The sequence below is a fragment of the Paenibacillus amylolyticus genome, from assembly GCF_050990605.1.
Classification (GTDB): domain Bacteria; phylum Bacillota; class Bacilli; order Paenibacillales; family Paenibacillaceae; genus Paenibacillus; species Paenibacillus amylolyticus_H.
In genome coordinates this window covers 5180631-5200287 of the sequence record NZ_CP158832.1, presented here as the reverse complement: position 1 = coordinate 5200287, position 19657 = coordinate 5180631, and the positions used below count along the sequence as shown (strand labels likewise).

18 protein-coding genes are annotated in these 19657 nt (G+C 48.1%); 11 read left to right on the top strand and 7 right to left on the bottom strand.

The window, feature by feature from the left end:
• The first annotated feature begins 377 nt into the window (after positions 1-377).
• From sdhB to ABTV53_RS22875, 4 genes are all read left to right on the top strand, one after another.
• Entirely contained in the window at positions 378-1142 is a 765-nt protein-coding gene (sdhB, locus tag ABTV53_RS22890) for a succinate dehydrogenase iron-sulfur subunit (protein WP_036605794.1), read from the top strand.
• Positions 1143-1317: 175 nt separating this feature from the next.
• Positions 1318-2292: a metallophosphoesterase gene (locus ABTV53_RS22885; RefSeq protein WP_433746859.1), complete on the top strand. Its 975-nt coding sequence runs from the start codon at positions 1318-1320 to the stop codon at positions 2290-2292.
• A gap of 265 nt (positions 2293-2557) precedes the next feature.
• Complete coding sequence (locus tag ABTV53_RS22880; RefSeq protein WP_433746857.1) at positions 2558-3289, top strand: metallophosphoesterase family protein; 732 nt, start codon at positions 2558-2560, stop codon at positions 3287-3289.
• 161 nt (positions 3290-3450) lie between these two features.
• Positions 3451-4083, top strand: coding sequence for a GNAT family N-acetyltransferase (locus tag ABTV53_RS22875; protein ID WP_433746854.1), 633 nt, complete (start codon positions 3451-3453; stop codon positions 4081-4083).
• Positions 4084-4567: 484 nt separating this feature from the next.
• On the opposite strand, the gene ABTV53_RS22870 is transcribed toward ABTV53_RS22875, so the two are convergent.
• The gene (locus ABTV53_RS22870; RefSeq protein ID WP_433746852.1) at positions 4568-5377 is read right to left on the bottom strand and encodes a histidinol-phosphatase; all 810 of its coding nucleotides are present in this window, start codon (positions 5375-5377) and stop codon (positions 4568-4570) included.
• Positions 5378-5407: 30 nt separating this feature from the next.
• Complete coding sequence (locus ABTV53_RS22865) at positions 5408-6310, bottom strand: LysR family transcriptional regulator (protein WP_036605798.1); 903 nt, start codon at positions 6308-6310, stop codon at positions 5408-5410.
• 456 nt (positions 6311-6766) lie between these two features.
• Here ABTV53_RS22865 and ABTV53_RS22860 point away from each other — a divergent pair, with 456 nt between their 5' ends.
• The 5 genes from ABTV53_RS22860 (at position 6767) to ABTV53_RS22840 (ending at position 11864) form a co-directional block, all read left to right on the top strand.
• The gene (locus tag ABTV53_RS22860) at positions 6767-7225 is read left to right on the top strand and encodes a chemotaxis protein CheX (protein ID WP_036605799.1); all 459 of its coding nucleotides are present in this window, start codon (positions 6767-6769) and stop codon (positions 7223-7225) included.
• 56 nt (positions 7226-7281) lie between these two features.
• Positions 7282-8055 carry an SDR family NAD(P)-dependent oxidoreductase gene (locus ABTV53_RS22855; RefSeq protein WP_433746850.1) on the top strand — a complete coding sequence of 258 codons (774 nt, stop codon included), beginning with the start codon at positions 7282-7284 and terminating at the stop codon, positions 8053-8055.
• A 435-nt stretch (positions 8056-8490) separates the two neighbouring features.
• A complete protein-coding gene (locus ABTV53_RS22850; protein WP_433746847.1) occupies positions 8491-9864 on the top strand; it encodes a DEAD/DEAH box helicase in 1374 nt (457 codons plus the stop codon).
• A gap of 27 nt (positions 9865-9891) precedes the next feature.
• Positions 9892-10644 (top strand): ABC transporter ATP-binding protein, encoded by a 753-nt coding sequence (locus ABTV53_RS22845; protein ID WP_433746844.1) that lies wholly within the window; start codon positions 9892-9894, stop codon positions 10642-10644.
• A gap of 2 nt (positions 10645-10646) precedes the next feature.
• A complete protein-coding gene (locus ABTV53_RS22840; RefSeq protein ID WP_433746841.1) occupies positions 10647-11864 on the top strand; it encodes an ABC transporter permease in 1218 nt (405 codons plus the stop codon).
• Between the two features lie 168 nt (positions 11865-12032).
• On the opposite strand, the gene ABTV53_RS22835 is transcribed toward ABTV53_RS22840, so the two are convergent.
• The 3 genes from ABTV53_RS22835 to ABTV53_RS22825 form a co-directional block, all read right to left on the bottom strand.
• Complete coding sequence (locus tag ABTV53_RS22835) at positions 12033-12158, bottom strand: YjcZ family sporulation protein (protein WP_206759599.1); 126 nt, start codon at positions 12156-12158, stop codon at positions 12033-12035.
• Positions 12159-12408: 250 nt separating this feature from the next.
• On the bottom strand, positions 12409-13707 hold the full coding sequence (locus ABTV53_RS22830; protein WP_433746838.1) for an aminotransferase class I/II-fold pyridoxal phosphate-dependent enzyme: 1299 nt from the start codon (positions 13705-13707) through the stop codon (positions 12409-12411).
• A 130-nt stretch (positions 13708-13837) separates the two neighbouring features.
• Positions 13838-14449: a pyridoxamine 5'-phosphate oxidase family protein gene (locus tag ABTV53_RS22825; RefSeq protein ID WP_433746835.1), complete on the bottom strand. Its 612-nt coding sequence runs from the start codon at positions 14447-14449 to the stop codon at positions 13838-13840.
• Between the two features lie 155 nt (positions 14450-14604).
• On the opposite strand from ABTV53_RS22825, the gene ABTV53_RS22820 reads away from it, so the two are divergent.
• A complete protein-coding gene (locus ABTV53_RS22820) occupies positions 14605-16062 on the top strand; it encodes a PLP-dependent aminotransferase family protein (protein WP_433746832.1) in 1458 nt (485 codons plus the stop codon).
• A gap of 177 nt (positions 16063-16239) precedes the next feature.
• On the top strand, positions 16240-17025 hold the full coding sequence (locus tag ABTV53_RS22815) for an AraC family transcriptional regulator (protein WP_036605807.1): 786 nt from the start codon (positions 16240-16242) through the stop codon (positions 17023-17025).
• Between the two features lie 347 nt (positions 17026-17372).
• On the opposite strand, the gene asd is transcribed toward ABTV53_RS22815, so the two are convergent.
• Together asd and ABTV53_RS22805 are read right to left on the bottom strand one after the other, a co-directional pair.
• Positions 17373-18164 carry an archaetidylserine decarboxylase gene (gene asd / locus ABTV53_RS22810; protein WP_047841263.1) on the bottom strand — a complete coding sequence of 264 codons (792 nt, stop codon included), beginning with the start codon at positions 18162-18164 and terminating at the stop codon, positions 17373-17375.
• 85 nt (positions 18165-18249) lie between these two features.
• A complete protein-coding gene (locus ABTV53_RS22805) occupies positions 18250-19380 on the bottom strand; it encodes a YheC/YheD family protein (protein ID WP_433746827.1) in 1131 nt (376 codons plus the stop codon).
• Positions 19381-19657: the final 277 nt, after the last annotated feature.

The window sequence follows — 19657 nt, the reverse complement described above, 5'->3', positions numbered from 1 at the left end:
ATCAACGTGATGTAGTGAAGGTTCTCAGCAAAGGTACCCTGTGTGCACAACGCAGCAGATAAAACGAAAAGCCTGTTCACAAGCAAGCAACATATTTGCGCGGCTTGAAATTCTAAAAATTACGGCAATCCAGCATGAATGGAGTGCAGTTTCCAGCAAAGTGACTCAGTGCACGACGTAGCGGAGGAAGCGGAAATGCCCAGAAGAAGCGAAGCGCTCGCCTTTGATACCCCATTTTATTCAATACAGATTCATTCCGTAAAATGGGGGAGCAACAGCGATCAGAGGGGCATTCCGCTGACGGAGCGCCACTCGAGCACAAAACATTTTGCGCATCAGCAACACCAATCATCGTCACCAGAGGAGGGGACAACGATATGGCGGAACAAGCTACAGCCAACAAAACCGTCAAGTTTATCATCACCCGTCAGGATAGCCCGGAGTCATCTTCGTACAACGAAGAATTTGAGCTTCCGTACCGTCCCAACATGAATGTGATCAGCGCCCTGATGGAGATTCAGCGGAACCCCGTCAATACAGATGGCAAATCCATTGCTCCCGTTTGCTGGGATTCGAACTGTCTCGAAGAAGTCTGTGGTGCCTGCTCCATGGTCATCAACGGCAAGCCACGTCAAGCATGTGCAGCCCTGATCGACAAGCTCGAACAGCCCGTTCGTATCGAACCGATGAAGACCTTCCCGGTGGTTCGTGACCTGGTCATCGACCGTAGCCGGATGTTTAGCGCCCTGAAACGCGTAAAAGCATGGATTCCGATCGATGGTACCTATGACCTCGGTCCAGGTCCACGGATGCCTGAGAAGAAGCGTCAGTGGGCATATGAGCTGTCCAAATGCATGACATGTGGTGTATGTCTGGAAGCATGCCCGAACGTCAATGAGAAAACAGACTTTATCGGTCCAGCAGCACTGTCCCAAGTGCGTCTGTTCAACGCTCACCCAACAGGGGAGATGAACGCTGACGATCGTCTGGAAGCATTGATGGAAGACGGAGGCATTGAGGGCTGTGGTAACTCACAGAACTGTGTGCAATCCTGTCCAAAAGGCATTCCACTGACAACCTCCATTGCCGAAATGAACAAACAAACGACCAAGCATATGTTCAAACGCTGGTTGGGTGTATAATCTCGTCATAACATGTGCAGAAGTGTAATCTGCAACTTAGAAGAAGTCGTGATCCCGTGCAGCAACATGCCGGAGATCCCGGCTTCTTTTTGTAATGAAGCAGAGGAACAGGGCTATCCATGCAGAATATGGTATACTAAGGGGATGGATTAAGAGCGTAGAAGGAGGGGGAGATATGGCAGAGACACCGCGTCAGGGTAGCAACAACTCGCCGTCCCAGCGCTCGCACAAAGCACCAGGTGCAGAAGAGTCTGTGTTTCCTGGAGAGGAAAAGGATCATGATCCCTCTCGCCGAAGTTTCTTATTGCGCATGGTTTTGATGACAGCGGGTGCCAGTTTGCTCACAGGAGGCTATGCCTGGCTTTGGGAGCCGCGTCGTCTGGAAATCAAGCAAATGGAGCTGAAACTTCCAAAGTTTCCAAAGGCATTTGACGGTTTGCGTGTAGTTCAGTTCAGCGATGCCCATCTTGGTTTTCATACCGGGGTGAAAGAGATGAAGAAGCTGGCAGCAACGATTGAGGAGCAGCAACCGGACTTGATTTGTTTCACCGGAGACATCGTCGAGAGGGAAGCAGAGCCGATGCGTGAATGTATTCCGGCACTCGCCTCCATGCAAGCGAAGTATGGCAAATTTGCTGTTTTGGGGAATCATGATTATCGGGGCGGACAACAGAATGAAGTGACAACCATGTTCCGTGAAGCCGGATTCACTTTGTTACGGAACGAACATGTGGTGATTGAACTAGGTGGAGAACGTCTGGCCATAACTGGTCTGGATGACGCACTTACAGGCAGGCCCGATCCTGCCCAAGCCATCAAGGGATTGGATCATGATGTGTGGAAATTGTTACTTATGCATGAACCGGATTATGCCGACATTGCCACTCCCTATGGTTTCGGATTACAGCTTTCCGGTCATAGCCATGGTGGACAGGTACGTTTTCCCTGGGTCGGGGCACTCACAACTCCGCGAGGTTCACACAAGTATGTTCAAGGGTTGTATTATACGGATGTCCAAGGGGTATATTACACCACCCAGACACAGATGCCCGTGTATGTGAATCGTGGTTTTGGCATGACTCAACTGCCCATTCGTTTTCTGTGCAGACCAGAGTTAACGGTGTTTGAGCTTAAAGGATTAACCACATAAAAGGAATATGAGATCATATTAGTTCAACTAAACTTTTTACACGAGAACGGAGAGGACAGAAATAACGTGAAGAAGCGAAGTGTTCGCCTAAAAGCTTTCTGAAAGAAAGCTACATCGGAAGCATACGCTATCTCCGGATTTTCCCTTTGAAGAAGGGAATCAAAAAAATCTGGGGATAACAGCGATCGGAAGGTTATTCTGTCATCGGAGTGGCAAGTGTAAACGTACAACAGTGAACGATTCAACATGAATGGAGGTTATCCAGATGGAACGAATTGCGATTGTATCCGACATTCATGGCAACATGACTGCCTGGGAAGCAGTGTTAGAAGATATCCGAAGTCGTGGCGTGGAGCGAATCTTTTGTCTTGGTGACCTCGTGGGCAAGGGACCAGAACCGGTACAGGTTGTGGATCAGGTGAGAGCGACGTGCGAACTTGTCATCCGTGGCAATTGGGATGAACTGGTTGCGGTTAACCAGGACAACGAGAATTTCACGTGGCAAGCAGAACGGCTGGGTGAGGAACGATTGGCATACTTGGCGGGCCTACCCTTCAGTCATCAATTTCAACTGAGCGGTCGCATTATCCGTCTGGTCCATGCTTCACCTCAAAGTGTATACCATCGTGTACAACCGTGGGACGCGGTGGAAAAGAGGTGGGCAATGTTTGATCCTCCAGCCGATGAGTCTGAGCAAAGTGTTGCAGACGTTGTAGGTTATGGGGATGTGCATAACGCATACTTGCAGTATATGAACGGCAAGTTACTGTTTAATGCAGGCAGTGTTGGTAATCCACTCGATCTTCCCCAGGCTTCCTACTGTATTCTGGAGGGTGAAGACAGCAACGATAATAATACCCCGTTCAATGTTCAATTTGTGCGAGTGCCTTATGATATTGAGCGAGAAGTACAGGTTGCACAGTCGGCGGATGTTCCTGCATTGGATTTCTATATTCGTGAGATTCGTACGGGTATCTATCGCGGGCTGCAGGAGTAGTCAGCATCTGGGCCTTTTAGCGTGAGTAATTGCTTGATGCAATATATTAAAATGCGAAAACTAAAGTTCGTGGATCAGTTCAAATGGTATTACGCCGGATCACCTTCAGAGCATGCTTGTCTTACCGGACTCAAGCCCGTTAGGCAAAAGGAGCGATTGTCATGCTTACCCGAAAAATGCTGGTTCAAGGTCTGCCGGCTTTGTGGACAGAGCGTCTTGTCCTGCGATCATTACGTCAAAGTGATTACAGCACATTATCGGAACTCTTTTCCGATCCTCAAGTCATAAGATATGTGAATAGGGGAAGCCAGCCCACGCCGATCAGGGCAAGACGGTTATTGAACCAGATACGGAGCAGCAGCGCCAAGCTGGATTCGTTACATTATGGGATCTGCTGGAGAGGCAAGGAACAGGTGATTGGGATCACCTCATTCCAGCACTGGAATGATCAGAATGGTACCGCACAGATTGGCTACATCCTGAACAGGTCCTGTTGGGGCATGGGTGTGGCTACCGAGGCGGTACAGCGGCTGCTGCAGTTTGGATTTGACGATCTTCATCTGGGGAGGGTGGAAGCGCGTTGTTATGAGGCCAATGTATCTTCACAACGGGTGCTAAGCAAAATAGGGATGTCCTATGAGCGGAGTCTTCCCTCGTTCGGACTGCATGATGAGGATGACGAGGGATCAGAATCCCTGATGGATGTTAAAGTGTACAGTATGTACCGGGAACAATACTTACGCCCGCTTCAGGAAAAAGACCTGCAAACCCTGGTATCTGACAAGCCGCAATGACATAGAGTAAGAGTAGTCAAACGTGAATGAACGAAATTCAATCATTTGTTACACAATTGAAATATAGCTGCAATTGAACTCTAACAGACAGGGGGTAAACTTATCTCATGACCCCCTTTTTGATAATAGATAATGCTGTTGGGACCCGCGCGAGCGGGTTCATTTTTTTTGTCCATATAAGTTAACTTGTGGAATATTTACACTGGCCACTCCGATGACAGAATAACCTTCCGATCGCTGTTATCCCCGGATTTTTTGATTCCCTTTTGAAAAGGGGCAAATCCGGGGATAGCGTATTCTTCCGATGCAGCTTTCTTTCAGAAAGCTTTTAGGCGACCGCTTCGCTTCTTCAAGTTATTTCTGTCCTCTCCGTTATCGTGTAAATGTTCAGTTTAACTTATATAATATTTTAATTTAGAATTAAACCTAAACCCCCACAACGTGAACAAGCGCGCTGTGGGGGTTTCTATGTGACTTATATTTTTTACAGTGGTACAACCTGCATCTGTTTCTGCTTGAAGTATACCCAGTCGGTGAATCCGATCTCCTTGAGACGTGTACGAACGTCGTCCAGCTCGTCTGCAACCCGCTGTGGTTTATGAGCGTCCGATCCAAATGTCACCTTCACCCCATAATGATGGGCCCGTTCCAGAATGGCATCTGACGGGTACCATCCACCACTAAGTTTGGTTTTGCCTGAAGTGTTAATTTCGATCGCTACATTGGATTCTGCAATGACCTGCAACGTTTCATCAATGGCCTGATCAGCGATAATTTCGGAGAAAGGTGGATAGTTTCCTTTCATCGCATCAATGTGTCCAAGAATCTGGAACATACCGCTGCGAGCCGATTGCCGGATTAATGAATAATAGCTTTCTTTCACTTCAACTTTGCGAGCAGCGCTCAGTCCGTTCCACCGGGTTTTGTTGAAGATGCTCACATCCTCGGTATGATGAACCGAACCAATAATATAGTCAAAAGGATACTGTCCCAGTGTGGTACGGTACAATTCTGCATGAGCAGGGAAGTAGTCGGATTCAATGCCGAGCAGTACATCGATTGTACCAGCGTACTCTTCTTTCAGAGCAAGGACTTCTTCCACATAATGCTGCAATTCCGATTTGCCCATTGCGATTCGTGGAAATGCCTGCTCAAGCTCACTGCCAAAGTATGGCGTATGATCCGAGATCCCGATGGCCTGAAGCCCTGTCTTAATACCTGCCTCTATATAATCGCGGATGTTGCCGTCTGCGTGACCACAACGAAAATGATGGGTATGAAGATCAAATTTCATATGGAATCCTTCCTTTCTCATGGCTCATTGTCATTCTGAACTGATGAATTGGGTTTCCGGCATGCCTTTGAGATCACTTATAAATTGCTGCATCGCTGAATTGAGGTACCGACTGGACTTATAGATGACACCAACAGGGTGACTGACCTCCAGCTCACTTAAGGGTATCATACGCAATGTACCTTGACGCAACTCATGCGCAACAGATTGTTTGGAGATGACAGCTGCTCCGAGATCAATCTCGACCATCCGTTTCACTTCTTCGCTGCTCGACAACTCCATTACAATATTAGGTTCAATATTATGTTTCTTGAAGATGGTTTCTGTAAACCTTCGTCCTACTGTATCAGGGGACAACAGAATCAATGGTGTACTGCGGAGCACATCCACTGCAGCATGTTTTTTCTTTGCCAGCGGATGAGAAGGAGATACCACGAGTTCAAATGTGTCATAGTACAGCACAGATGTATTCAGATTGGGATTACGCTCCGTGAGATAACCGATACCAATATCAACCAAACCATTTTCGACCTGGGTATAGATCTGTGATGAAGGAAGGGATTGGATACTGGTTTTGATCAGCGGGAATTGATCTTGGAAATAGGATAATACCCTTGGCAAGATCTGAATAGCAATGGAAGTCGTTGTGCCTAACACGATACGTCCCTGAGGCGTTTCATCGAGATCGGACAATTTTTGTTTCAACTCATCAACGATGTCGAGCATCCGTTCAGCGTGCTCCAGAAATACCTGTCCACGGTCTGTCAGGGTAACGGGTTGGTTACGATCCACAAGAACGGTGCTGAATTCGTCCTCCAGACTTTTGATCTGGGCCGAGACGGCAGGCTGGGTCAGGTTCAGAAGTTCTCCCGCTTTGCGGAAGCTCATCGTTTTGGAAATGGTAATTAGTGTCTCCAGTTGGCTTATGTTCATAGGTGACCTCCTTGCAGGCAAAGTATCTTAATTATGTAGTGTTTGGCGAGATGTAATCCCGTAACTGGTTATTGTTCCGTTATCTTAAATTATAGGTGATTCAGGACAGCAGAGCAATGAAGGTAATTGTCAGGATCAAAAGTAGTTCAAGAGACTGTGAAAAAAACGTGAATACAAGAATTTGATTTTTTTAAGAGTAGTGAGAAGCAGTAATAAAGTCCTAAATGCCTTTTGCCACGCACAATGAATGAAAATCTTTCTTCAAAAGAAGTAAAAAGCTCTGTTTATTCGCTAGAATCAGCTATAAACATTTGCCCCAAGGATGACGATAAATTATAGTACACATGATTTAACGAATTCTTAATGAATTCTTGTACGTGATAAAGTATAATAAATTTAATGAATATGGGACTTTTGGTGTGTGACCAATAACCCAGTGTGAGGGGGACATAGATAGTGAAAGCGGAAGTGATTAATCCTTTCCTGGAATCGGCACGGAACGTATTTGAACAGCTCATCCAGGTTTCGCCTTCCACCGGGAGTCTTGGCGTGAAAAATGTAGAGTACATTGCAGACCATGTCTGGATCGTGATCGGAATGACCGGACAACTTAGCGGAAACATTGTATTTGGAATCAATGAACAAGTTGCATTGAAAATTGTATCTGCGATGATGGGCGGTTTTGTCATTACAGAAATGGATGAAATGAGCAAAAGTGCGATTTCGGAACTGGGTAATATGATCAGTGGTAATGCCAGCACCATCCTCTCGAACCAGGGTGTTGTGGTCGATATTACACCTCCACAAGTGATGAAGTCTGAACATCTGACTACATTTAGTGCAACGAAAGCACTGAGCATTCCTTTGCTGATGGACGGCATAGGTGAGATGGATATTCAGGTCATGATCTCGTAGAATAGAACCATACGCCTCAAGTGGCAATATGTGTTCAATACGGGAGGACATCGGGTATGCTGAAAGATCAGGTAGTGTTTATTACAGGGGCATCGAGTGGTATCGGTGCGCTTTGTGCGCAGATGCTGATAGAAGAAGGAGCCATCCCGATTCTGGCTGCCCGTTCACGGGACAAGCTGGAAGAGATTGGTGCCTCGCTGAAAGGGCAGCATGAATTACTCACACTTGATGTTACGGATAGTGAGCAGGTTCAGGCAGCTGTGGATGCGATATTGCATAAATACGGACGAATCGACATTTTGCTGAACAACGCAGGTTACGGGAAATTCGCTGCTATGACGGACATGTCTGTACAGGAATTCGATGAGATGATGGACGTCAATTACATGGGCATTGTCCGCTGTACCAAAGCAGTGCTGCCACAGATGCTGGAACGGGGTAGAGGACAGATTGTGAATGTGGCTTCTATGGCCGGCAAAATCGGTACGGCCAAATCCGCTTCCTATACGGCTACGAAACATGCTGTACTCGGATTTAGTAACGCGCTGCGTCAGGAGCTCCGCAAGACAGGAGTCCTGGTGACAACGATTAATCCAGGTCCAATTGATACACCATTTTTTCATCGGGCTGACCCTTCTGGCAATTATGTGAATAATGTACGCTGGATGATGTTGAACCCGGAAGACGTTGCGGGTCATATGATTCGGGCGATGAAAAAGCGCAAGGAAGAAGTCAATCTGCCAAGACTTGCTTCTGCTGGCATATGGCTGTACCAGCTATTCCCACGTCTTGCAGATCGATTGTCGCACGGTGTAATGAATCAGAAGTAAATGTGATACGAGGCATCATATACGGGATGAAAGAAAGGCTCCGCCGAGGGGCTTTTCTTTTTTTTTGCGTGTATATATACAATTCTGGAATAAGATTTGGTACACGGGCTTTTTTCGCATATAATGAAAGGTAATGTGATGACAGGCTTCGGTTATATCCGTACAAGCAACTTATATGTTCAACTAACATTTACACAATAACGGAGAGGACAGAAATAACCTGAAGAAGCGAAGCTAAAAGCTTTCTGAAAGAAAGCTGCATCGGAAGCATATGCTTCACCTTTATCAACGGATTTTTCCTTTTAAAAAAGGAATCAAAAAAATCTGGGGATAACAGTGATCGGAAGGTTGTTCTGTTCTCGAAGTGTCAGTGTAAATAGTGATTAGTTGAACTTATATAACATCAAAATGAATAAATTAAAAGGATGGACATACATGACGAATCAAACATTTGCTTCAATTGGCGTGGAACAGGATCTGGAGGCCGTTTTGGCGAAATATGGCATTAACGAGCCTTCACCTGTACAGGCTCAGACGATCCCGGTTATTTTGGAAGGCCGAGATGTCGTATCCAAATCCCAGACGGGAACAGGAAAAACGCTGGCATATCTGCTGCCATTGTTACAATCCATCAAAATGGATATCAAAGGTACGCAGAAACTCATTATTGCACCTACGCAAGAGCTGGCGATGCAAATTGTACGTGAAGCACAGCGTTATGCGGAAGAACGCAAGATCGGCGTATTGGGTCTGATTGGTGGCGCAGCGGCTAAACGTCAGATCGAGAAGCTGCGTGAGCATCCACAATTGGTTGTAGGCACACCGGGGCGATTGAAGGAATTGATTACACTCAAAAAACTGAAAATGCACAACGTCTCTACGATTGTTATCGATGAAGCAGACCAAGTGTTCCAACTTGGCGGCGTAAGTGACGTGAACTTTGTACTTAAGAGCGCATTGCGGGACCGTCAGCTGATCTTCCTGTCAGCAACCATTGATGAGCATACGGCTGCACTCGCGAAGCGTGAGATGAAAGAGCCTGTTCAGATCGGAATTGAACCGGATCGAGCTACGGCTGCGGGCTTGGAGCATTATTATTTTGTAGAAGAAAACCGTAACAAAATTGATATGCTGCGTCGTCTGGTAAGGCAGTACAATCCGGATCGGGCAATCGTATTTGTGAATGCAACTGAGGATATTGGTGAAGTTGAAGCAAAAATGAATCATCTGGGCTTGTCCGCTGCTGCGCTGTATGGGGATGCTGACAAAGTAACCCGCAGTAACGTATTGTCTGCCTTCCGTAATGGCAAACTGCAATTGCTGATTGCCAGCGAAGTCGCTGCCAGAGGTCTGGATATCGAAGGATTGCCAATGGTCATTAACTATGACCCTGCATTTGACTCGGAGCACTATGTTCACCGTGCAGGTCGTACAGGCCGGATGGGACGTTCGGGTACCGTACTGTCCATTGTGGACGAAACACAGATCTTTATTATGCGTAAATTCGCACGTGAACTCGGAATCGAACTGTCAGAACGTGTACTCTTTGGCGGTAAAGTACTGGAGGCTGACCCGCGTCCGGACACGCGACCTGAGGGACATTCTTTCTCCAGAAAACCAGGGCAATCCAGAGATCGCAAACCAGGTCAGGGCAATCGTAATGGGGGAACCAGAGCTACAATCTCCAATTCGCGTCCAGCAGGTAGCAAACCAACGGGCAATACAGGCCGCACGGAGCGCGACCAGGATCGTAAAAACAAGGGAGCACCCAAGTGGAGTAAAGACAAAACGCCACGCTCCGAAGAATAGAATCTGACGAAAGGGGTGCAGGGATAGATGGAAAACGTTCAATCACCTGTTCTGCAAATCAGCGGGCTAAGCGGAGGTTATAGTGCCAAACGACCGGTCCTTCACGGCATCGATCTGGAAGTCGGACGTGGAGAGATGGTCGGTCTAATCGGCTTAAACGGTGCTGGCAAAAGTACAACGATGAAACATATCCTCGGCCTGATGACACCTCAACAGGGCGAAGTACGAGTGATGGGCAAGAAGCGGGACGAGGATGAGCAGATCTACCAATCGGCCATGGCATTTGTACCGGAATCACCTGAACTATATGATGAGATGACGGTGATGGAACATCTGGAGTTTACGGCAAGAGCGTACAATGTGTCGGAGGCTGACTTCAAGCAACGTACGGAGAAACTGCTGGAACTGTTCCGTATGAATGAGAAAAGTACAAGTCTGTCGACTCACCTGTCCAAGGGGATGAGGCAAAAGGTCATGATCATGTGTGCTTTTGTGGCAGGACCACCACTGTACATCATTGATGAGCCTTTTCTGGGGTTGGACCCGTTGGGTATCCGTTCCTTGCTTGATTTTATGCTTGAGATGAAAGCTTCGGGATCATCGATTCTGCTCAGTTCACACATTCTGTCCACGATTGAAAATTACTGTGATCGTTTTATCGTTCTGCACCGTGGGCAGGTTATTGCTCAAGGGACGTTGAATGAATTGCGCTCCCAATTCGGGGAATCGGATGCCACGCTGGAGCACATGTTCTATTCCCTCGTACAAGGCAGGGATTGAGCATGGATCTCAAGCTGCTATGGAAGCAAAGACGCACAGGATTCTGGAATGAAATTCTTCCTTATCTGGGATATGTCATCCAGAGCGGTGTAGCTATGGTCTTTTTATTTCTTGTCATTGCGTTCTCCGCCTGGTATACATCGTTTGTTCAGAACATTCCCGCAGAATTCCCGATTCGCTGGATTGCATTGGTGCTGCTGGCGCCACTGGTGCTGTTTAGCAGTTATCGTACATATCTGCTTCCGGCAGATATTGTGTTCCTGCGCCCACAGGAATACCGGATGCAGGAATATTTGAAGAACAGCTTTGCCCGGGGCATCATCTATAAAAGTCTGGGCTTGTTACTTGTGTTTGTTACATTGTGGCCCCTCTATGTCAGAGCAGATCTGGATGCACGGCCATTTGGCTGGTTCATCGTGTTCCTGCTGCTGTGGAAAGGGTTGTCCAGTTATGGAGCATGGCAAGAGCTAAGAATGGTTCAGGTTGGCGCGGCAAGAGGATACCGTCTCTTGCGATGGGCACTGGCTGTGCTGGCGGTTGGCGCCTGGTTGTGGCAACCACCGCAGCGGAGCGTATGGTTCCTGTTGTTGCTGGCTGTTGTCTATATCGTCGCCTTGCGTATACCGGTGAAACATCGGGTGGCGTGGGAACGACTGATTCAGGTCGAGCAGGGGCAGGCTGGCAGAGTCATGAGGACGCTCGGCTGGTTTGTGGATGTGCCTTCATCGGGACAAAAAGTAAGTTCTCGTCGCTGGCTTAGCAAATGGGGGAACGCTCTTCCCTGGAATGCGGGGAAAGCTTACCGTTACCTGATAACCAAAACGTTTATTCGAACCGAAGTGTTCTCCATCGTGTTACGCCTAATTGTACTGGGCATGTTACTATCCTGGTGGACAGCAGGCAGCTACTTTGGTATAGGCGTTTATCTGTTTTTCCTGTTGCTTGCAGGTGTACAACTTGGTGCGCTGCGTCGCAGTCATAGTGAATCGTTCTGGATCATGATCTATCCGATCTCGGGAGAGAGTCGTCGTTCTCAGGTATTGGGATTCATATTCCATCTACATGCACTGGCTGCATTGCTCATGTGGCTGCCTATGCTGGCTGCCGGAGCGAGTGGACTGACTGTCACCGGGGTAGCACTTATTTTGGGGATACTGATGATTGTGATCATGCGCCGTTCGCAAGGCAACAAGTGGTTGAAGGAAGAAGAAGACGAGTAAACGATTAATCGTACCTACGTACCTCTGGCCAGCCCAGATGTTCGAGTTGTACGGTGATCATTATTATTCAACCAACAAAGACGGGTATTCCGAGCTGTGTCCCGGAATACCCGTCTTCATGTTGTGCTCAGATCACTTGATTCCCGCGCATGCTGTGTGTATTTAGTACTAACAGAGGAATGATTTCGTGATAATGACGAGCAAGATGAACAGAACGAGAATGGCACCTGTATTCGTAAATCCTCCGTAACCGCCGCATCCATAACCGCCTCTTGTATCTTCAACTCCAGACATGGTCATTCCCCTTTCAAGTGGTTGTTTGGCACGCCCTTGCGTACATCGTATATTATGTGCCGTGGGGGTAGGCTGATTGGGCCGATGCCCGGTAAAGCTAGAAATTAAAGCTTTTGGGCAGCTGTCCGGGTGAGGTAGTGATATCTGCGAATTGTAAAACACAAAAAGAACCCTCTGTATACCTGGAGACTTGCAACGTCACCGGTATACAGAGAGTTCTTATATCATTCAGGGTTCAGGTCTGTATTAACTAAGTCGTCCGCAGATCCTGAACTCCACGATAGATGGTTTCATACAGATCTTCCAATCCGGATTCTTCAATACAGGAGAAGGCGATTCGCAGATCCGATTCACCCAGCGCGATTGTACCTACACCATATTGGTGCAGCAAATGGCTTCGAAGTTCTTCAGCGCCAACTTCTTTCAGCTTCAGGCACATGAAGTAACCGGAGTTGAACGGATAATAGTCCCAAGCATCTTCATACTTGCCACTATCGAGAATAGCTTTTACCTTATTGGCGCGGCGTTTCATAATCTCGAACTTCTCCTGTTTCTGTGCTTCAAACTCCGGTGCTTTGAGCGCATCCAGTACAAAAGTCTGGGAAGGATGCGGGCCACTGGAGATCGTTGCCCGGATAATACCGAGTGTTTTTTGTTCCAATGCATGCAGAACGGCTGCATCTTCATGGGCATACGTAATGAATCCAACGCGGAAGCCCCATACGAACTCTTCCTTGGTTGCACCATCCACTTTTACGGTCAACACACGTGGATGAATGTTGGCAAGTTTGCCAAACAGGGATTCATGAATGGAATCTTCGAAGAACAGCCCAAAGTACGCATCATCTGTTACAGCAACCACGTTAACGCCAGCTTCAGCTGCCTGACGAATCGTGTTTACAATTGCATCTGCTTCTTCGGCTCCAGGCGTATAACCTGTAGGGTTATTCGGGAAGTTGAGCAGAACGATCGCTTTACCTTTGTCCTTTTGATCAAGCAAAGCCTGAAGCAGACCTTCACTGTTGAAGTTCAACTGATCATCGAACAGGGGGTAATGAACCAACTGGCCATGACGACGAATGCCGAAGGTCAGCTCGTAATTTTCCCAGTTTTTATCCGGATATATGACAGCGTCCCCTTCATCGGCGAACAGGTCGGCTACGATACTTAGTCCATGGGTTAATGCATTGGTTACAATCGGATTGCCAAACGTTTTGCCTTCGAGGGAAGGTGTTTCCTTCAGCATCTTGTCTCTCCAGACGGTCCGCAGTTCAGGTTTGCCTGCTGGTGGAGCGTAAGGATACAGATCCTTAGGCTGGAATGCTGACAGCTTCTCCTGAATAATCTGAAGATGCATCGGCACACCACCCTCCAGGGCGATACCAATCGTGGCATTATGGGTCTTGGCCAAGCTTGCTGCTTCAGCAGATTGACTCAATATCCCCTCTTTAGGAAAATAAATTTCTTTGCCAAGCTGTGACAGCATGGAGTAGACGTGACTGCTGCCTGTCTGAATACTTTCGTTCAACTGTTCAGCCAGTGGATTCATTCTTTTCATCCTTCCAAGTCTTTGTGATTCAACTGCCTAACATTATATCACCTTGACATGCCCCCGTCACGGAAATTACGCAATATGACAGCTATATCGCTTTACTGCGTTGTTGCAGCAGAGTTTATTGCTAATGAAATGGACAGTATTTCCGCATCATTTCAGCCGTTTCAGCATCTCTTCCTTCATTGCGCTGTTCCAACTGACCACTGAGATGATCGAATCGTTCACTGGAGAGGTTTTGTCCAAATTTAAACTTGGCGCTGATCCGTTCTGGAATAATTCGGACTACGGCTACAGCTTTGAGGTTGCCTGTGTAACGCGAGTCAGTAGCATCAATGGGGACATATCCCCCTTGCGGCTGGAGTTTTTCCATGAATCGTTGCAGTACCTTGCCTTTAATGCCGAGATCTTTGATCGGTTCAGCCTGACCAAAGGCCATAACACTCTTGAAGAATGAAGTCGCCGGACAAGCCAGCTCGGGATCACTGAAATAGGAGGGAATCAGGGAGAACTCTTCAGCTACCGTGAAACTGACCGAGGAATCCTGTTTGATCTGTTTCATCTTCTCTCCAGCCAGACTGCCGTGGAAGTAAAAGCAACCGTCCATATATACGAAATTCAGCGGTGTAACCCGTGGTTGTCCGTCCGGACTGACCGTTCCCAGAAACCCGAAGGAGCACTGATCCAGAAATGCCGTAATCTCTTGTTCTTCATCTACTGTGAATTCTTTCCGTCTCATGTGTATTCCCCCATCATTGAATGTATAATAGAACGCCATATCTTATGCATAACAATAGTTCATACATTGACAATGAAATAGATCCAATTTAGATTCACTTTAGTAGGCCAATTGGTCAGGATCACATAATGAAGACGAATGAAGAGAGGTGTACGATGGAATTGTGGCTGCCGATGGATACCTATGAACTTCAGCATCGATACAAGTATGAGGCATTGTACCATGCGTTACGTGATGCCATTCATGCAGGCACATTGGTGGGAGGCACGAGACTTCCTTCCACCCGTGAGTTGGCTAGGCAATATGAGATGTCACGTGGTTCGGTAGCTCAGGTATACGACATGCTGCTTGCGGATGGTTATGTCCATGCACATCGGGGAAGAGGTACCTTTGTGACCGAAACATTATCCACTCAGGAAAATGAAAAACAGGAAGCCGTTCTCAGGCTGTCTGCCTGGGGCGAACGAGTGCAGAGGTTGAATACGCAACATGAAGTTCTGCGGACTCAGATGTCCTCACCGAACCCGTCCATTATTAATTTCCAAATGCAGCGCATGCCTGCTGAACATTTCCCGTTAGGGGAGTGGAAGAGTGCACTCGCTGCGGTCCATCGCAGTGGTTGGCGAGAATCAAGCGGTGCAGCCGGTGATCCGGAGTTGCGTGAGGCCATCGCCTCCCATCTCAGATGGACACGTGGTATCCAGGCTGAACCCTCTCAGATTGTATTGTTCAGTGGTTCAATGCAAGGCATCACCTTGTTATCTCAACTGCTGATTACGGAGAATACATCAGTGGTGTTGGAGAATCCCGGGTATCCGGGCATTGCCCATGCCGTCAAGTCCTGTGGTGGGCATATCATCCCGGCAGAGGTGGATGCCGCAGGCATTATTCCTCAGTCTTGGGAGGCACAGACGTTATTTGTCACCCCTACCCGGCAGTTTCCAACAGGGGCCGTGCTGGGATTGGACAGAAGACGTGCCTTGCTTGCGTGGGCCTCAAAGCGGAATGCGGTCATCATTGAAGATGATTATGACAGTGAATTCCGATGGGGTGGAAGACCAATTGAACCCCTCAAAGTGCTTGATCGTGAACAGCGCGTCATCTATATCGGTTCATTCTCACAAACGATGGTTGCTTCGTTCCGACTCGGCTATGCCGTGCTGCCGCCTGGCCTGGTAGAACCTCTCCTTGCTGCCAAGGCGCTTTATGAACCGGTACCTCCTGCGCTGTTAGAGCAGCGTGCACTGGCGAAATTTATGACCAGAGGAGGTTACCTGAGGCACTTACGGCGGTTAACCCGGTTATACGGGGAACGGCATGATTTTTTTGTCCGAGAGATGGAACTACAGTTGCCGGAAGCATTCGAGATGCAGCTTGGTGATGCAGGACTGCATATCTATGCTACCTGGAATGGCGATGTGGGCAGTTATCAGCGGTTTAAAAAGCTCGCTCAGGAGGATGGCATACTGTTTCGTGATGCAGAGCGATATTGGCTGACTTCAGCTCATCCGGCGGCCTGTTTTGCTTTTGCACATCTGGAGAAAAAAGAGATGACAGAGGGAATCCGGCGAATGCGGCTAGCCTGGGAGAAGTGCACATTTTCGTTTCGGTGAATTCCGCTGTATAATGGGATAAGACATTTCGCTCCTGTATGAGTAGAGATCATATATAGCAAGTTGGATTGAATGATGCTAGATGCTGAAATACATATGGCCTTGATTGAAGATGTGAGATTCAGATCAGAATGATGCCATATGCAGAGAGATTAACTATCAAGGGGGAGTGGCGACATGCTGCAGGCATCGCCGTCATCATTTGTTATTTTGCCCGCTGTCGCCAAAATTGTCTGTGAACCGGGCTGGAAGTGGCAGAAACGGGAAAAACCGATGCAAAACTATGATTTATTTTATGTATGGAGTGGTGAAGGAACGCTTGTACTGAATGACCAGTCGTATGAAGTTGGCAAGGGCAGTTGTTTTTTGTTCAGGCCAGGCGATCATCCTACTGCAACACATAATAAGCAAAAACCGTTGGTTCTTACGTATATTCATTTTGATGTGGACGTGCCTGTTGCTGATGTTCCCCAGTCCTATCGCGAGGTACAGGAAACGGTGGAGTTTGAGCATCTGCTGGCACGTTATGTAAGACTGTTCTTATCGGATGTGTACGGACGTGATGAAGAGAGTCGATTGATTCTGAAGCAGTTGATGATTCATTTGCTGCGCGCTGATACGGAAGAACCTGTGGAGAAAAAGGTAAGCAACCAGTTGTCCGATGTGATCCAGGAGGTCGCCAATTATGTGCGTCAGCATCCGGGGATTACACATCGGGTGGAAGATCTGGCTGCCCGGGCTGGCTTGTCGCCCCGATATTTCTCCATCAAGTTCAAGGAACTGGTGGGATCTTCAGTGCAATCTTATATTATCCGCATGCGTATTGAACGGGCTGAACATCTGCTGGTGCATACCGGCATGAATGTGACCGAAGTGGCGGATGCTCTGGGGTACCGGGATATTTTCTTCTTCAGTCGTCAGTTCAAGCAATATACCGGCAAAAGCCCGTCCGAGATTCGTTAAAATTCGGATGAGAAAAACAGGAAACCGTTTCAAGTCTGGAACGCAAGGGTAATGATCTAGCATTCCAGATGACCAAAAGGGGGAACTTGTGATGAACGGAAAACGTCGGGTCCGCAACCGGGGATGCTCTACGAAGGGATGCAATATTTTCCGGAACCGTCTGCGTCGCTTCAAACCGGCAGAGGACTTGCAAGATGTGTGGTTTTGAGGAGAACTCAGCAGACCAATAACGACGGAGCGAAGCTTCGTATTGCATGTATACATGGATGAATATGAATGCATAAAGAGGATGGCGCAATACCTGGTTACAGGTGCTGCGCCATCCTCTTTATTTGCGTAGGGACTCTTTAGTTCTTCGGTTTCAAACGACCAAGCAATGCGCCCATTTTGACCGAATCGCCTGGCTGTAAGCCCGGGTTTGGTTCGAATGTGCCACTCTGCGTCAGCAGAACAACGGTGGAACCGAATTCAAAATAGGCCAGATCATCGCCCTGTGCCCAGGTACTTGTGTCCGTATCAGCATATTGTATGCTACTCACGTTCATCGCACCTACTTTGACAACCGCCACTTCACCGTAATCGTGTGCGATATACGTAATGAGCCGTTCGTTTCGACTAAGCACGGATCTCATATGGGTCAGGCCAAAATCATTCACGGGATAAACTTTGCCCTTGATGTGTTCGCTCTCTATTTTGCGGCCGCTGACAGGTGCATGAATGCGGTGATAGTCGCGAGGGCTGAGATAGAGGACGAACCCGTACCCGTGCTTGTACTTCTCCAGATGGGGAGAATGGTTTAATAGTTCAGCAAGTGTATAATTTTGTCCCTTAACATTCAGGAGTGTCCCTGCAGATATTGGACCGGCTGCCGTAATCTTGGCATCTACCGGGCTGATCAGTGCATGCTCTGAAAGTTCCAACGGGCGCATGCCCGGCTTTAATTTGCGGGTAAAGAAATCGTTCAGTGAACGGTATTCCTTCCAGTCTTTCTCGGCCTCCTGAACAGGGATGTCGTAGGTCCGGACAAAATAAGGGATAAATGCCTTACTTCCCCGGCTTTTGGAGAAGGCTCCCACGGTCCGCGAGATCCATTTGCGCGAAGAAAGCTCAGTCATTAATCGCAACAGCGTTTTTGCCATGAATATCCCCCTTAGGGTTAATGCGAACTTCAAGGCCGGCAAGACCGGCCGTTCTGCATAATATTGACACAGAATGCACACGAAATCAATATAGTCTCCTATCGTATGTCTGCGGTTGTCTCGGAATCCTCGAATTCTGTTCCAATAGAAGGCGGCCATAGGCCATCGGTTTGCTGTACGTTGCCCTCCAGTGTTCCGACATTCCCGCCTTGCGAAAACCGTAACGCTGATCTCGTCCATTGCATTCAATAAAATAGATCTGGCCGCTGCGTGTTATCCCGAGATCAAGGCCCAGATCAGCCAGATGTGGCAGACTGGCTGCCAGGGTCTGGGCAATTCGAAGTGCAACGAGTCCGATTCTGTATTCCAATCGAGCCAGGTCGAAGCCAGATTCTCCTAATCCAAGGGCCTCCGCGAGCTTCATGACTTTACCGCCCTGGGCGATATTGGTGACAAACGTATGGGCAGGAGCCGCTTTGGCAAACATGCCTGTTATTCCCCAAAGACCATCGCTGCCACGTTGTACAGATACCCGCAAATCTACCGGCCTGCCCTCATAACGGACCAGTGGGATACGCTCTTCAATGAGGTAGGCATGGCGAAAGATCCTTCTTAGGGTGGCGGAAGGAAGCTGTCCTTTGCTCAATCTGAAGGTAGCCCACCCTTTGCGTGCAGCCTTCGTCTCACAGGTTAGTTTCCACTGTCCATCTCGCTCAAAGACTCGCATAATACCATGACCGATGCTACCGCTGCATGGTTTGATGACGAGGTCATCATATTGTTCCATCATATAGGCCAGAGACTCTGGCGTAGCTTTAACGGCATGGGGCAGGTGTTCTCGCAAGGCGAGGTCCTGATGAAGCATGTCATGAATGTGATCTTTACGGTACCGGTTGCGAACGTTGAATATCTGGATACCCTGTAACATCAGCTTGGTGATCTGATGCTGTTCGGTCCGGCGAAGCTGGAGTGATCGGTTATGAATGACGGAGGGCAGTGGCATGCGCTCACGAACATATCGGCCTTCTTTTTTTACATAGGCAAGACATGTTTTTTGATCCGAATTAATATCTTCCAGCCTCAAAAAGCAGGGGGTTAATCCATAACTGGCCGCTGCCTGTTCATAATTCGCGAGTGATTCCTGACCGGTCCTTCCGGCCGGTATCCCCCGGTACATGCGTGAATCGAACATAATGCCGATCGTTTCTTGGAGCATGACCGTTCCTCCTTCGATGTTATCGCGACCATGGATCGTCCATTCATGGAATGCCGGCCCGTCACCGCATGGCTCAGACATCGCGATAACGCAGACCGGTGTGAAAGATGCACTTCAGCGAGTTTTCAGACACGACCTAGACATAATATCCTATGACATGATTGGGACGGGGGCGTGGACAGCCGCCTTTCCTCTGCTGCCCTGACACGCCTATTTCCACGCAGATCATCGAACCTTCCTGTCTTGACGCCTGTACATTCGTGCTCTGGAATCCGCA